This is a genomic window from Janthinobacterium sp. GW821-FHT03C10 (assembly GCF_059420865.1).
This window is the reverse complement of the sequence record NZ_JBWKUN010000001.1, coordinates 1,669,870-1,683,093: the sequence shown is the minus strand read 5'-3', so window position 1 is coordinate 1,683,093 and position 13,224 is coordinate 1,669,870. Positions and strand designations below refer to the sequence as shown.

The window sequence follows — 13,224 nt, the reverse complement described above, 5'->3', positions numbered from 1 at the left end:
ATGACCCAAGCCTTGAAAAAGATCTGGCTCGACACCGATCCCGGTTTCGACGACTGGCTGACGATGCTGCTCTTGGGCAGCAATCCCGCTATCGAGTGGCTGGGCGTGAGCGTGGTGGCGGGCAATGCGCCCGTCGACATCACCTACGACAATGCCTTGCGCATCAAGGCCCATGACGGCTTGACGGTGCCGATCTACCGCGGCTGCGAAGAGCCGCTGGCCGGCGTCATCGAAACGGCGCAGCGCATCCTCGGCGACAGCGGCATGCCGACCACGGGCGAGGTGCTGCCGCCCGGCGCCGACAGCGATGCTGCCGGCCACGCCGTCGACGCGCTGATCGCCGCCGTGCGCAAGCATCCGGGCCAGATCACCATCATGGCGATCGCGCCGATGACGAACCTGGCCACGGCCTTGACGCGCGCGCCCGATATCGCGGGAAAAATCGTCGAGATCATCCTGATGGGCGGCTCGACCGACCAGGGCAACCACACGGCGGCGGCCGAATTCAATATCTATGCGGACCCGGAAGCGGCCGCCCAGGTGTTCAAATCCGGCATCCCGCTGCGCATGTTCGGCCTGAACCTGTGCCGTCAGCTCTTGGTGACGAATGCGGAAGTGGAACGCCTGCGCGCCCTCGGCACGCCGCGCGCGCTACGTCTGGCAGGCTACCTGGAAGCGTATGTGCGCATCCGCAGCAGCGACGGTTCCGTGCCCATGCCCATGTACGACCCGGTAGTGGCCCTGTATTTGGAAGCGCCGCAGCTGTTCCAGTTCCAGAGCGCCCACGTGGCCATCGAATTGACGGGCGAACTGACGCGCGGCATGACGGTGTGCGAATTCCGCGTGCCGCGCCGCGCCGCCATCAACACGCAGGTGGCGATGCTGGCCGACGGTCCCGCCGCCATCGAGCGCCTGATGCGCCGCCTGGCCGCCATTCTCGTCTGACCCACTTCACTACGAAACGAGCTTCATGTCTAATTCTCCCCTGAGCATCGAACAGTTTTTACGCGCCATGCCGAAAGTGGAGCTGCATTGCCACCTGTTCGGTACGGTGCGCCAGGCTACTTTCCGCGCGCTGGCCGCCAAGACGGGCAATGTCGTCACGCCCGAGGAAATCGACGCGTTCTATACGCGCGGCGACAAGCCCGTCGGCGTACTGCGCGTGCTGCGCGCGCTCGACGCGCACCTGATCGTCTCGCCGACGGACCTGTATTGCCTCGCGTATGAATACCTGGAAGACGCGCATGGCCATGGCGTGCGCTATGCGGAGTTCTTCTGGAATCCGACCGGCACCGTGCGCGTCTCGGGCATCCGCTACGAGTCGGCGCAGGACGCCATCGTGGCCGCCATCCGCGATGCGCAAAGGGGTTTTGGCGTGATCGGCCGTCTGATCCCCAGCATCGACCGCGAAGCGGCTCCCGCCGAAGCCGCGCAGATGGTGGAGTGGATGAAAGCTTACCGCGCGCCGGAAGTGATCGGCATCGGCATCGACTACCGCGAAAACGACCGTCCGCCGGAGCTCTTCATCGAAGCCTACCGCGCCGCGCGCGCCGCCGGCTTCAAGTGCACGGCGCACGCGGGCGAATTCGGCATGCCGTGGATGAACGTGGCGACGGCGATAGACGAATTGCAGGTGGACCGGGTCGACCACGGCTACACGATCGTCGACAACCCGGAGCTGGCGCAGCGCTGCGTGGAACGGGGCCTGGTGTTCACCGTCGTGCCCACCAATTCGTATTATCTGCGCACCCTGGCGCCCGAGCGCTGGGCGCTCGACCACCCGATCCGCGCCATGGCCAAGCTGGGCCTGAAACTGCATCCGAACACGGACGATCCGACCCTGCACCACGTGACGCCGACGGGCGCCTGGATGATGATGCGCGAATTCGGCTTCGGCCTCGACGACATGCGCGGCTTCATGTTGAATGGCCTCGATACGGCCTGGATAGACGAGAGCACGCGGCGCGACTGGCGCGCGGAATTTACGCGCGAGTTCGACGCGCTGCGGGCCAGGGTCATCGAGTAAATCAGGCCGACGCCGGTGGTGGGGCCAGCAGCGAGGGAAACGCCCGCTGCGGGCAGCTTTGGCGCTCGCACACCTTGCAGCCCGTGCCGATCGGCGTGGCGCTGGATGGGTCGTGCAAATCGAGTCCCTTCGAATAGGTCAGCCGGTGCGCCTGTGAGATATCGCAGCCCAGCGCCACGGCAAAGGTCTTGCCCGGCGCGCGGAAACCCGGTGACGCCGTGCTGACCTGGCGCGCGATCCACAGGTAGGTGCAGCCGTCGGGCATGCTGGCCACTTGCGTGAGCACCTGGCCCGGATGGCTGAAGGCGTCGTAGACGATCCACAGCGGACACGTGCCGCCCACCCTGGAAAAATGGAAGTCCGTCGCCGACTGGCGCTTCGAGACATTGCCCGCGCGGTCGACGCGCACAAAGAAAAACGGCAGCCCCGCCGCATCGGGGCGCTGCATGGTACTCAGACGGTGGCACACGGCTTCGAAACCCACGCCGAACTGGTGCGCCAGGCGCTCGATATCGTAGGCGCGCGTCTCCGCCGCCTGCAGGAAGCGCTGGTACGGCATCAGCAGGGCGCCGGCGAAATAATTGGAAAACGCCAGGCGCGCGCCCGTCTGCGCGGCCGCGCCCGAGAGTCCTGCCGCCAGCACGAGCGCGTCGATCAAGTCGCTGTGCTCGAGCAGGCTGATTTGCGCCGCCATCTGGAAGGCGCGCTGGCCGCCTGTCAGGGTGTCGGGCAAAAACAGGATATGGTGTTGCGCGTCGTAGCGGTGCTTGCGCACCATGCCCGCGTCGCCATCGGACAAGCGCACCTGGATGCCGTGGCGCTCCAGCAAGCGGCCTTGCAGCGCGTCGAGCGTGCGCAGGGCGGGATCGAGTTCGCCCGCCACCAGTTCGGCCGCCCGGTCCAGTTCATCGATATAGTTTTGCCGCCGGTTCAGGTATTCGCGTACTTCCTCGTCCGTGGAGGGCGCGGCCGAGCTGGCGCCGCGGCTGCCGTCGTCGAGGCGCGCGGCCAGCGTATCGGCCCGTTCCGCCATCACGCGGTAGCGCCGCTGCAAGAGCAAAATCGAGCGCGCCAGTTCCGGCATGTTTTCCACCAGCATTTTCAATTCCGCCATCGAGGTGGGCGGCGCGTCGGGCAATTCGCCAAACACGTCGCGCACGTCCGCCACCAGGCTGGCGCTGTCGTGTTCGGAAAAGATTTGCGGGTCAACGCCCAGCACCGTGCCGATGCGCAGCAGAATCGGCACCGTCAGCGGGCGCTGGTTGCGCTCCATCTGGTTCAGGTAGCTGGGCGAGATGCCCAGGGCCTTGGCCAGCGCCACCTGCGTCATGCGCCGTTCCTCGCGCAGCCGCTGCAGGCGCACGCCCATGAAAACCTTTGCCATCGCGTTTCCTCTTCCCCGGTTTGTGGAATCTGCAAATTTACAATCTTTGCAGATTAACAGATTCGTCTTTGCATTATCTCGCATTTTCACGCCTTGTTTGCAGGCTGGATTGTGCGAATAATGCAAACAGACCTATACCCCAACGAGGAGACACCGAGTGACCACGCAAACCGCAATTCCGACCGTTCCACTGTTGATCAACGGCGAGTGGGTTGAGTCCCGCACCACCGTCTGGCGCGACGTCGTCAACCCCGCCACGCAGGAAGTCCTGGCCAAGGTGCCGTTCGCCACGCCCGATGAAGTGAACGCGGCCATCGCCTCGGCCCAGCGCGCCTTCAAAACCTGGCGCAAGACGCCGATCGGCGCCCGTGCCCGCATCTTCCTGAAATTGCAGCAGCTGATCCGCGAAAACATGGCCGACCTGGCCGCCACCCTGACGATGGAACAGGGCAAGACTTTGCTCGATGCGGAAGGCGATGTGTTCCGCGGCCTGGAAGTGGTCGAGCATGCCGCCAATATCGGCACCCTGCAGATGGGCGAATACGCGCAAAACGTGGCTGGCGGCGTCGACACCTACAGCGTGATGCAGCCGCTGGGCGTGTGCGCCGGCATTACCCCGTTCAATTTCCCCGCCATGATCCCCCTGTGGATGTTCCCGATGGCGATTGCCTGCGGCAATACCTTCGTGCTGAAACCATCGGAGCAAGATCCGCTCGTGACGGAAAAACTCGTGCGCCTGGCCTTGCAGGCGGGCATCCCGGCCGGCGTGCTGAACGTCATCCACGGCGGCGAAGACGTGGTCAACGCCCTGTGCGACCATCCGGATATCAAGGCCATCTCGTTTGTCGGCTCGAGCAAGGTGGGCACGCATGTGTACCAGCGCGCCAGCCTGAACGGCAAGCGCGCGCAATGCATGATGGGCGCCAAGAACCATGCCGTCGTCTTGCCGGATGCCAATAAAGAACAGACCCTGAACCAGCTGTTGGGCGCCGGTTTCGGCGCGGCCGGCCAGCGCTGCATGGCCGCGTCCGTTGCCGTGCTGGTGGGCGAAGCGCGCGAGTGGCTGCCGGAACTGTCCGCCAAGGCGCAAACCCTGACGGTGGGCGCGGGCAAGGACAATCCGGACCTGGGCCCCGTCATTTCGTGCGCGGCGAAAGAGCGCGTGCACAGCCTGGTTGCCAAGGGCATCGAACAGGGCGCCGTGCTGACCCTCGATGGCCGCGACGTGAAGGTCGATGGCTATCCGAACGGCAACTTCGTCGGCCCGACGATTTTGTCCGGCGTCAAACCCGGCATGGTCGTGTATGACCAGGAAATCTTTGGCCCCGTCCTGATTGTCGTCGAAGTCGATACCCTGGACGAAGCGATTGCGCTGGTGAACGCGAATCCGAACGGCAACGGCACGGCCCTGTTCACGCAAAGCGGCGCGGCCGCGCGCTATTTCCAGGAAGAAATCGACGTGGGCCAGGTGGGCATCAACGTACCCATTCCCGTGCCCGTGCCCCTGTTCAGCTTTACGGGTTCGCGCGGCTCCAAGCTGGGCGACCTGGGTCCGTTCGGCAAGCAGGTCGTGCTGTTCTACACGCAGACGCAGACGATCACCCAGCGCTGGTTCACGGATGCGGCCTCGGTGGGCAAGGTCAACACCACCATCAGCCTCAAGTAAGGAGCTGCCATGGACTTTGAACTGAGCGACGAGCAGCGCGAGTTCCAGCAGGCGGCGCGCGCGTTTGCCGACGGCGAACTGGCGCCGCACGCGGCCCACTGGGATGCGGAATCGATCTTCCCCGTGGAAACGATTGCCAAGGCGGGCGAGATGGGCTTTTGCGGCCTGTACACGCCGCAGCGCTGGGGCGGCCTGGGCTTGAGCCGCCAGGATGCGGCCATCGTCTTCGAAGAGCTGGCCGGCGGCTGCACCTCGACCACGGCCTACATCACGATCCACAACATGGCTACCTGGATGCTGTCGCGCTGGGGGCAGGAAGCGCTGTGCGACGAGTGGGTGCCGGCCCTGGCCGCCGGCCAGAAGCTGGCCAGCTATTGCCTGACGGAACCGCAGTCAGGATCGGATGCGGCGTCCTTGCGCACGAAAGCCGTCAAGGATGGCGACTTTTATGTGCTCGACGGTACGAAAGCGTTCATCTCGGGCGCGGGCCAGACGGACATGCTGATCGTCATGGCGAGAACCGGCGGCGAGGGCGCGGCCGGTATTTCCGCCTTTGCCGTGCCGGCGAATTTGCCCGGCATCGTGTATGGCAAGAAAGAAGAAAAGATGGGCTGGAACAGTCAGCCCACGCGCATCATCAGCTTCGATCAGGTGAAAGTGCCTGTCGGTAACTTGCTGGGCGCGGAAGGCGAAGGCTTTGCCATCGCCATGAAGGGCATCGATGGCGGGCGCATCAATATCGCCGTGTGCTCGGTGGGCACGGCGCAGGCGGCCCTGACGCGGGCGCAGGCGTACATGAAGGAGCGCACGCAGTTCGGCCGCGAGCTGGCGCAGTTCCAGGCCTTGCAATTCAAGCTGGCCGACATGCTGACGGAGCTGGTGGCGGCGCGCCAGATGGTGCGTCTGGCAGCCTGGAAACTCGACCAGGAAAGCCCGGACGCTACGGCATATTGCGCCATGGCCAAACGTTTCGCCACGGATGTGGGTTTCAATGTGGCCAACGATGCGCTGCAGTTGCACGGCGGCTACGGCTACATCCGCGAGTACCCGCTCGAGCGCCATGTGCGCGACACGCGCGTGCACCAAATCCTGGAAGGGACGAATGAAATCATGCGCCTGATCGTCGCGCGAGCGATTCTGAAAGACGGCGCCACGGAGACCTTACGATGACTAAAGTGTATACCAATCTGCTGCTGGAACGCCGCGGCCACACGGCCCTGGTGACTCTCGACAACCCGCCCGCCCACACGTGGACCCTGGCCAGCCTGCGCGCCCTGAAAGAGTTGGTGGCCGACCTGAACCTTGATCCGGACGTGTACGCGCTCGTGATCACGGGCGGCGGCGCCAAGTTCTTCTCGGCTGGCGCCGATCTGAAGGTGTTTGCTGACGGCAATAAAGACACGGCGTTCGCCATGGCCGCCGCGTTTGGCGAGGCCTTCGAGGCACTGTCCGCGTTTCGTGGCGTTAGCATCGCCGCTATCAATGGCTATGCCATGGGCGGCGGGCTCGAATGCGCGCTGGCCTGTGATATCCGCATCGCCGAGGAACACGCGCAGATGGCCTTGCCGGAAGCCTCCGTCGGCTTGCTGCCGTGCGCGGGCGGCACGCAGCACTTGCCGTGGCTGGTGGGCGAAGGCTGGGCCAAGCGCATGATTTTATGTGGCGAGCGCGTCGATGCGGACAAGGCCCTGGCCATCGGCCTCGTCGAGGAAGTCGTGCCAACTGGCAAGGCTGCTGCCACGGCGCTGGCCCTGGCCGCCAAGGTGGCGCGCCAGAGTCCCAGCAGCGTGACGGCGTGCAAGATCCTGATCCAGGGCGCGCGCAGCCATCCGCTGGTCGATTCCCTGCCCGACGAGCGCACCCTGTTCCTGGGCCTGTTCGATACGCAAGACCAGAAAGAGGGCGTGCAGGCGTTCCTGGAAAAACGTCCGGCGGAGTGGAAGAATGGTTGAGACTTTGCTTGAAACCGTGAAGATCGAGGAACGCGACTGTCCCGGCGGCATGAAGCTGGGCGTCATCACCCTCGATGCGCCAAAATCCTTGCACGCCTTGACCCTGGACATGATCCGCGCCCTCGACGGCGCCCTCGTGCGCTGGGATGCTGACGACGCCATCGCCTGCGTGGTGCTGCAATCGTCGACGGACAAGGCCTTCTGTGCCGGCGGCGACGTGCGCAGCCTGCGTTCGGCCGTGGCCGAGCAACCGGGTGTCGTGCCGAACCCGCAGGCGCTGGCCTTCTTTGCCGAGGAGTACCGGCTCGACCACCGCATCCATACGTATGCGAAGCCGCTGCTGGTGTGGGGCGGCGGCATCGTCATGGGCGGCGGCCTGGGCCTGATGGCGGGCGCCAGCCACAAAGTGGTGACGGAAAGCACGCGCATCGCCATGCCGGAAATCACGATCGGCCTGTTCCCCGACGTGGGCGGCAGCTGGTTCCTGGGCCGCATGCCGGGCCGCAGCGGCCTGTTCCTCGGTTTGACGGGCGCGCCGATGAACGCGGCCGACGCGCTGTTCGCGGGCCTGGGCGACTATTTCCTGCGCCAGGAAGAGCGGAACATGGTGCTCGACGCGCTGGCGCTGGCGCAATGGCAAGCTGATCCGCAGGCGAATCACCAGCAGCTGAGCCGCTTGCTGCGCGGCTTCTCGGCGCCAGCCTCCATGCTGCCCGTCTCCGAAGTGCGCGCCAACTTCGACGCCATCGCCGCGCTCACGCAAGCACCCACCTTGCCCGAAGTGGTGGCCGCCATTGCCGCGTATGACGGCGATTCGGTCTGGCTGCAAAAGGCGGCCCACTCGCTGGACAAGGGCGCGCCCACTTCGGCCGCCTTGGTGTGGGACATGCGTGTACGCACGCGGCACATGAGTCTGGCGCAAGTGTTCCAGCTGGAACTGATCGTTGCCGTGCAATGCTGCGCCCACGCAGACTTCAGCGAAGGCGTGCGCGCCTTGCTGATCGACAAGGACAACGCGCCGCAGTGGCAACCGGCCAGCCTGGCCGAGGTCAGCGCAGCGTATCTGGACGAGTATTTTGCGGCGCCGTGGAGCACGCATCCACTTGCCGACCTACACATTTAAACATTTAAGTAGTGCATAAAAATGCTCAGGGCTAGGCGCCTTGCCGAAGGCAGTACGACTAGTACGACGAGGCAAGGCAACAACGCCATGGGCTTTTTTAGGCGCTACAGGAGATATTTACCATGCAACATATCGCATTTATCGGCCTGGGCAACATGGGCGCGCCGATGGCCCGCAACCTGGTGGCCGCCGGCTTCCACGTGTCCGTGTTCGACCTGGCGCCGGCGGCGGTGGCGTCGCTGGTCGAGGCGGGCGCCACGGCGGCCGCGTCCGCCAGTGCGGCCGTGCAGACGGCGGACGCCGTCATCACCATGCTGCCGGCCAACAAGCATGTGCAGGAGCTGTATCTGGGCGCCGGCGGCGTGCTCGATTCGGCCAAGCCGGGCGCCCTGTTCATCGATTGCAGCACCATCGCGGCCGACGTGGCGCGCCAGGTGGCGCAGGCGGCCAGCGAGCGCGGCTTTGCCATGATCGATGCGCCCGTCTCGGGCGGCACGGCGGGCGCGGCAGCCGGCACCCTGACCTTCATCGTCGGCGGCAGCGAAGCGGCCTTGCAGCAGGCCCGGCCCCTGTTGGAAAAGATGGGCAAGAACATCTTCCATGCGGGCGAGGCGGGCGCGGGCCAGGTAGCGAAGATTTGCAACAACATGCTGCTGGGTATCTTGATGGCGGGGACGGCCGAGGCGCTGAACCTGGGCGTGGCGCATGGCCTCGATCCGAAAGTGTTGTCCGAGATCATGGCCAAGAGTTCGGGCCGCAACTGGACCCTGGAAGTGTACAACCCGTGGCCCGGCGTCATGGACGGCACGCCCGCCTCGCGCAATTACACGGGCGGCTTCGGCACGGCGCTGATGCTGAAGGACCTGGGCCTGGCGCAGCAGTCGGCCCTGTCGGCGAACGCGCCCACGCCCTTGGGCGGGCTGGTGCGCCAGCTGTACCAGATGCATGCGCAAGCCGGTTATGCGCAGCAGGATTTCTCCAGCATCGTGCAGATGCTGCAGCCAGGCTTGAATCAAGCCGCCTGAGAAATTTTGGACAAAAAAAAGCCCGCTGGTGAAAGCGGGCTAAATCCAATTCTTGGAAGAGTTGGAGGAGACAGATGCATTATGCTGCATCGCCACATATAACTCCAATTTATCTTTCGAATATCAACTATAGATTTTCATGATATCTCTTCCTGGCAGCCGCGTCGCGGCTGCCAGCGTCACCGCATCAGGCCGGATTGCAGGCGATCTGCACGGTCGTCACGTTCGCTTCGCCCATGACGCCAACGCCGGTGTTCGGCGCCACGCTGCATTTCAAGCCGGTCGGCTGGGCAAATATGCTGATGCCATACGTGTCGCCATCGGGAACACGCGACGCCAGGGTGAAGGTCGTGCTGTCCTTGGCCACCGAGGTTTGCGCATTGCCGTTGATCAGGATCAGGCCGTCGGCTGTCAGGCCAGTCACCGTGCCGCCTACCGTGTAGCTATTTTGCGTGCACATGACGGCCGCCTGGATGCTCAGGTAGTGACCGGCCGAACCGGTCCCGCCACTGACGGTGCAAGTCATGTGGGCTGGCTGGGTCTGCACGGTGATGTTGTAGTCGGTGCCATAGTCGATGCGCTTGGCAAAGGTGAACGAGGTCTGGCCCGCTGTAATCGGGAGGTTGACGCCGGCGTTGGCCAGGACCAGGCCGTTGGTGTTCAAGTTGCTGATGGTGCCGCTGACATCATACGAGGCCTTGCCGCCGCAAGCAGCCAGTCCCAGGGTCAACAGCAGCGCGGCGACAGGGTGGCGCAGGCAGGATAACTTCATGTATTTCTCCAATCCAATATAGTGGTGACGAATCGCGTGGCTTACAGCGCCGTGCAGTTCAGTGTGGCGCCGGTCGTGGCGGCTGAACCCATGGTGCCGACGACGTCGCGGCCGTTGGCGCTGGCAGAACCCACGAAACTGCACGTCTGGCCCGTTGGATACGTCGCGATGGAAATATTGTAGGCGATGCCGTCATTGACATTCGGGAACGTATAGCTGGTGCTGCCTTTCAGCGGGCTGGTGGTGGTATTGCCGATGGCCAGGGTCAAGCCGTCGGCGGTCAGGCCCGTGATGGTGCCGCTCAGCGGGTAGGAGTTGGTCACGCAGCTCACGAAGGCCGTGGTCACGGTATAGCTCGATGCCTTGCCGACGCCATTGGTAATAGTGCAGACGGCGCCCTTTGGCTGTTGCGCAATGGTGATGTCGTAGCGGTCATCGGTGCTGACCAGCTTGGTGAAAACAAAGGAGGTCTGGCCTGAGGCGACAGGCAGGCGTTCGCCATCATTCAGCAGAATCAGGCCATCTTTTGCCAGATTGGAGACTTGGCCGCTCAGATACAGGTTGCCGCCGCTGCCGCCGCAGGCCGCCAATGTGACGGCGCAAGCCGCCGCCAGCATCGAGCGCAGGTACAAATTTTTCATACATTCTCCAAAACGAATTAGGTTGGGTAGCGCAACGCGGACGCTGGCGCCGCATTGGAATGGCGCCTATTTTAGTCTATCTGGCAAGCCGGATGATCTTGCCTTGTATCACCCTGTAACAATTTTTCGCCGGGAAGCGCTGGCCCGGCCCCATTTCATGGGGGCGCCGCCATGCTGGCGGCGTCGATCAATGCGACAATAGATGCAGGCTGCGCACTGTGGCGCGGCATCCACCGTGAGTCCCATGTCCCTTGCTCCTGTAAAACCTGCCGTGCCGCCCAAGGCCATCCTGTTCGACCTCGACGATACCTTGTGGCCCATCGCGCCCGTGATTGCCGCCGCCGAAACCCTGCTGCACGACTGGCTGGCCACGCATGCGCCCAAGGTGGCGCAGCAGTTTTCCATCGAGCTGTTGCGCCAGCACCGCCTGGCCATGCTCAAGGAACAACCGCATTTCCATGGCAATCTGATCGAGTTGCGCCGCGCGGGCCTGCTGACCGCCTTCGAGGCCGCTGGCGAGGATGCCGCCCTGGTCGACGGCGCCATCGCGCAGTTCCTGGCCGCGCGCCATCGGGTCCAGCCGTATGACGATGTCTTGCCGGGCCTGGTCTGGATGCGCCAGCGCCTGCTGCTCGGCTCCATCTCGAATGGCAATGCGGACCTTGAAATTATCGGACTGGCGCAGCATTTCAAGGTGTCGATTGCCGCCAGCGATTTTGGCGTGGCCAAGCCCGATGCCAGCATCTTCCTGGCCGCTTGCGCGGCGCTGGGCGTGGCGCCCCATGAAGCCGTGTATGTGGGCGACGATCTGTATTTCGACGTGACGGGGGCGCAAGGGGCGGGCATGCGTGCCGTGTGGATGAACCGCAAGGGCAGCGACGCCCACCTGGCCGCCGGCGTGCAGCCCGACGCCATCTGCGCCAACTTTGATGAATTGCTGCTGTGGCTGCAGGGGCAACTGGAAGATTGATCGCCGCTGGCCGGGCGAACGTGCATAATAGGCGCTGTTGATGCAGGTTCGGCCGCTTTCGCTGCCGCTTGCTTAATAAAGATTATTTGCTTACCTAAAACACCATGCAACTCGATACACGTGCCCAAACACTGCTGAAAGCCCTGGTCGAGCGATATATCGCCGACGGCCTGCCGGTCGGTTCGCGCGCCTTGTCGAAAATTTCCGGCCTCGACCTGTCGCCGGCCACGATCCGCAACATCATGGCCGACCTGGAAGAGCTCGGTTATGTCTCCAGTCCCCATACTTCGGCCGGACGCATCCCCACGCCGCGCGGCTACCGCATCTTTGTCGACACCCTGCTGACCGTCCGGCACCTGGACGAGCACCTGGTGGAATCGCGCATGCGCCTGCAGACGCCGCAGCCGCAAAAAACCATCGCCAACGCGGCGCAGATGCTATCGTCGCTGTCGCAGTTCGCCGGTGTCGTGCTCAGCCCGCGCCGCGAATCCGTGTTCCAGCAAATCGAATTCCTGCGCCTGTCGGAAAAACGCATCCTGCTCGTCATCGTCGCTCCCGGCGGGGATGTGCAGAACCGTTTATTGCTGACGGAAGCCGACTATACGCCGGCGCAATTGGTGCAATCGGCCAATTACATCAACCAGAATTACGGCGGCCTGTCCTTCGACGCCGTGCGCGTGCGCCTGCAGGGCGAATTGCGCCAGTTGCGCGACGATATGGGCAGCCTGATGCAGGCGGCCGTGGAAGCGGGCAGCGAAGCGATGGCCGACCATAGCGACGACATGGTCATTTCCGGCGAGCGCAACTTGCTCAGCGTGAGCGATCTGTCATCGAATATGCATTCGCTGCGCCAGATGTTCGACATGTTCGAGCAAAAGACGGGCTTGATGCAGCTGCTCGACGTGTCGAGCAAGGCGACGGGCGTGCAGATTTTCATCGGCGGAGAATCGAACCTGGTGCCGATGGATGAGATGAGCGTGGTGACGGCGCCGTATGAAGTCAACGGCAAGATCGTGGGAACCTTGGGAGTGATCGGACCGACGCGCATGGCTTACGAGCGCGTCATTCCGATCGTCGACATCACGGCCAAGCTGCTGTCGAGCGCGCTCAGCCAGCATTGATGCGGTTCAATGCTGCGCCGGTCGGCCCCTTGCGGGAGCGGCCGGCGTGGGTCAGGCTGTTTTGTGCGGGCAGGCTGTCTTGGTGCAGTTGCCGTAGATGGCCAGGGCGTGTTCGGCGATCTTGAAGCCGCGCTCTTCGGCCACTTTTTGCTGGCGGATTTCGATTTCTTCGTCGAAGAATTCTTCGACCCGGCCACAGTCGAGGCACACCAGGTGGTCGTGGTGGGAGCCTTCGTTGAGTTCGAAAATCGCCTTGCCGGTTTCAAAATGGTTGCGGTTGAGCAAGCCTGCCTGTTCGAATTGCGTGAGGACGCGGTAGACAGTTGCCAAACCGACATCCATATTGTCGGCCAGCAGAATCTTGTAGACGTCTTCCGCGGTCAGGTGGCGTACCGGGCTACTCTGGAAGATATCGAGTATCTTCAGCCGTGGCAGGGTGGCTTTCAGGCCGCTTGCCTTGAGATCACTAGGATTGTTACTCATGTTTGTTGCTCGTATGTGGGTCAGGTGCTTTATCATATAGCGTTTTGTCGGGGAGTGCCAA

General features: G+C 63.6%; 13 protein-coding genes. 9 read left to right on the top strand and 4 right to left on the bottom strand.

Annotated features, from left to right (window positions below; all coding sequences use genetic code 11):
- Together AC07VH_RS07260 and AC07VH_RS07255 are read left to right on the top strand one after the other, a co-directional pair.
- Positions 1 to 945, top strand: coding sequence for a nucleoside hydrolase (locus AC07VH_RS07260; protein ID WP_494788169.1), 945 nt, complete (start codon positions 1 to 3; stop codon positions 943 to 945).
- 25 nt (positions 946 to 970) lie between these two features.
- A complete protein-coding gene (locus tag AC07VH_RS07255; protein ID WP_494788170.1) occupies positions 971 to 2,026 on the top strand; it encodes an adenosine deaminase family protein in 1,056 nt (351 codons plus the stop codon).
- Position 2,027: 1 nt separating this feature from the next.
- Here the strand turns inward: AC07VH_RS07255 and AC07VH_RS07250 are convergent, their stop codons facing one another.
- Positions 2,028 to 3,410 carry a short-chain fatty acyl-CoA regulator family protein gene (locus tag AC07VH_RS07250; RefSeq protein WP_494788171.1) on the bottom strand — a complete coding sequence of 461 codons (1,383 nt, stop codon included), beginning with the start codon at positions 3,408 to 3,410 and terminating at the stop codon, positions 2,028 to 2,030.
- 157 nt (positions 3,411 to 3,567) lie between these two features.
- On the opposite strand from AC07VH_RS07250, the gene AC07VH_RS07245 reads away from it, so the two are divergent.
- From AC07VH_RS07245 to mmsB, 5 genes are all read left to right on the top strand, one after another.
- Positions 3,568 to 5,076 (top strand): CoA-acylating methylmalonate-semialdehyde dehydrogenase, encoded by a 1,509-nt coding sequence (locus AC07VH_RS07245; protein ID WP_326459814.1) that lies wholly within the window; start codon positions 3,568 to 3,570, stop codon positions 5,074 to 5,076.
- Between the two features lie 9 nt (positions 5,077 to 5,085).
- Positions 5,086 to 6,246: an acyl-CoA dehydrogenase family protein gene (locus tag AC07VH_RS07240; protein WP_131689460.1), complete on the top strand. Its 1,161-nt coding sequence runs from the start codon at positions 5,086 to 5,088 to the stop codon at positions 6,244 to 6,246.
- Positions 6,243 to 7,028: an enoyl-CoA hydratase gene (locus tag AC07VH_RS07235; RefSeq protein WP_494788172.1), complete on the top strand. Its 786-nt coding sequence runs from the start codon at positions 6,243 to 6,245 to the stop codon at positions 7,026 to 7,028. Before AC07VH_RS07240 ends, AC07VH_RS07235 begins: the two co-directional genes overlap by 4 nt.
- Positions 7,021 to 8,151 carry an enoyl-CoA hydratase/isomerase family protein gene (locus AC07VH_RS07230; protein WP_494788173.1) on the top strand — a complete coding sequence of 377 codons (1,131 nt, stop codon included), beginning with the start codon at positions 7,021 to 7,023 and terminating at the stop codon, positions 8,149 to 8,151. The genes AC07VH_RS07235 and AC07VH_RS07230 overlap by 8 nt, the downstream gene beginning before the upstream one ends.
- 122 nt (positions 8,152 to 8,273) lie before the next feature.
- A complete protein-coding gene (mmsB, locus tag AC07VH_RS07225; protein WP_494788174.1) occupies positions 8,274 to 9,176 on the top strand; it encodes a 3-hydroxyisobutyrate dehydrogenase in 903 nt (300 codons plus the stop codon).
- A gap of 187 nt (positions 9,177 to 9,363) precedes the next feature.
- On the opposite strand, the gene AC07VH_RS07220 is transcribed toward mmsB, so the two are convergent.
- Both AC07VH_RS07220 and AC07VH_RS07215 read right to left on the bottom strand, forming a co-directional pair.
- Positions 9,364 to 9,948 carry a hypothetical protein gene (locus AC07VH_RS07220; protein WP_494788175.1) on the bottom strand — a complete coding sequence of 195 codons (585 nt, stop codon included), beginning with the start codon at positions 9,946 to 9,948 and terminating at the stop codon, positions 9,364 to 9,366.
- Positions 9,949 to 9,989: 41 nt separating this feature from the next.
- Positions 9,990 to 10,589, bottom strand: coding sequence for a hypothetical protein (locus AC07VH_RS07215; protein WP_475414129.1), 600 nt, complete (start codon positions 10,587 to 10,589; stop codon positions 9,990 to 9,992).
- A gap of 244 nt (positions 10,590 to 10,833) precedes the next feature.
- On the opposite strand from AC07VH_RS07215, the gene AC07VH_RS07210 reads away from it, so the two are divergent.
- Together AC07VH_RS07210 and hrcA are read left to right on the top strand one after the other, a co-directional pair.
- The gene (locus AC07VH_RS07210; protein ID WP_494788176.1) at positions 10,834 to 11,559 is read left to right on the top strand and encodes an HAD family hydrolase; all 726 of its coding nucleotides are present in this window, start codon (positions 10,834 to 10,836) and stop codon (positions 11,557 to 11,559) included.
- 104 nt (positions 11,560 to 11,663) lie between these two features.
- Entirely contained in the window at positions 11,664 to 12,680 is a 1,017-nt protein-coding gene (gene hrcA / locus AC07VH_RS07205; RefSeq protein WP_475414127.1) for a heat-inducible transcriptional repressor HrcA, read from the top strand.
- A gap of 51 nt (positions 12,681 to 12,731) precedes the next feature.
- Here hrcA and fur read toward each other — a convergent pair whose 3' ends face one another.
- Positions 12,732 to 13,163 (bottom strand): ferric iron uptake transcriptional regulator, encoded by a 432-nt coding sequence (fur, locus tag AC07VH_RS07200; RefSeq protein ID WP_034745717.1) that lies wholly within the window; start codon positions 13,161 to 13,163, stop codon positions 12,732 to 12,734.
- Positions 13,164 to 13,224 lie beyond the last annotated feature (61 nt).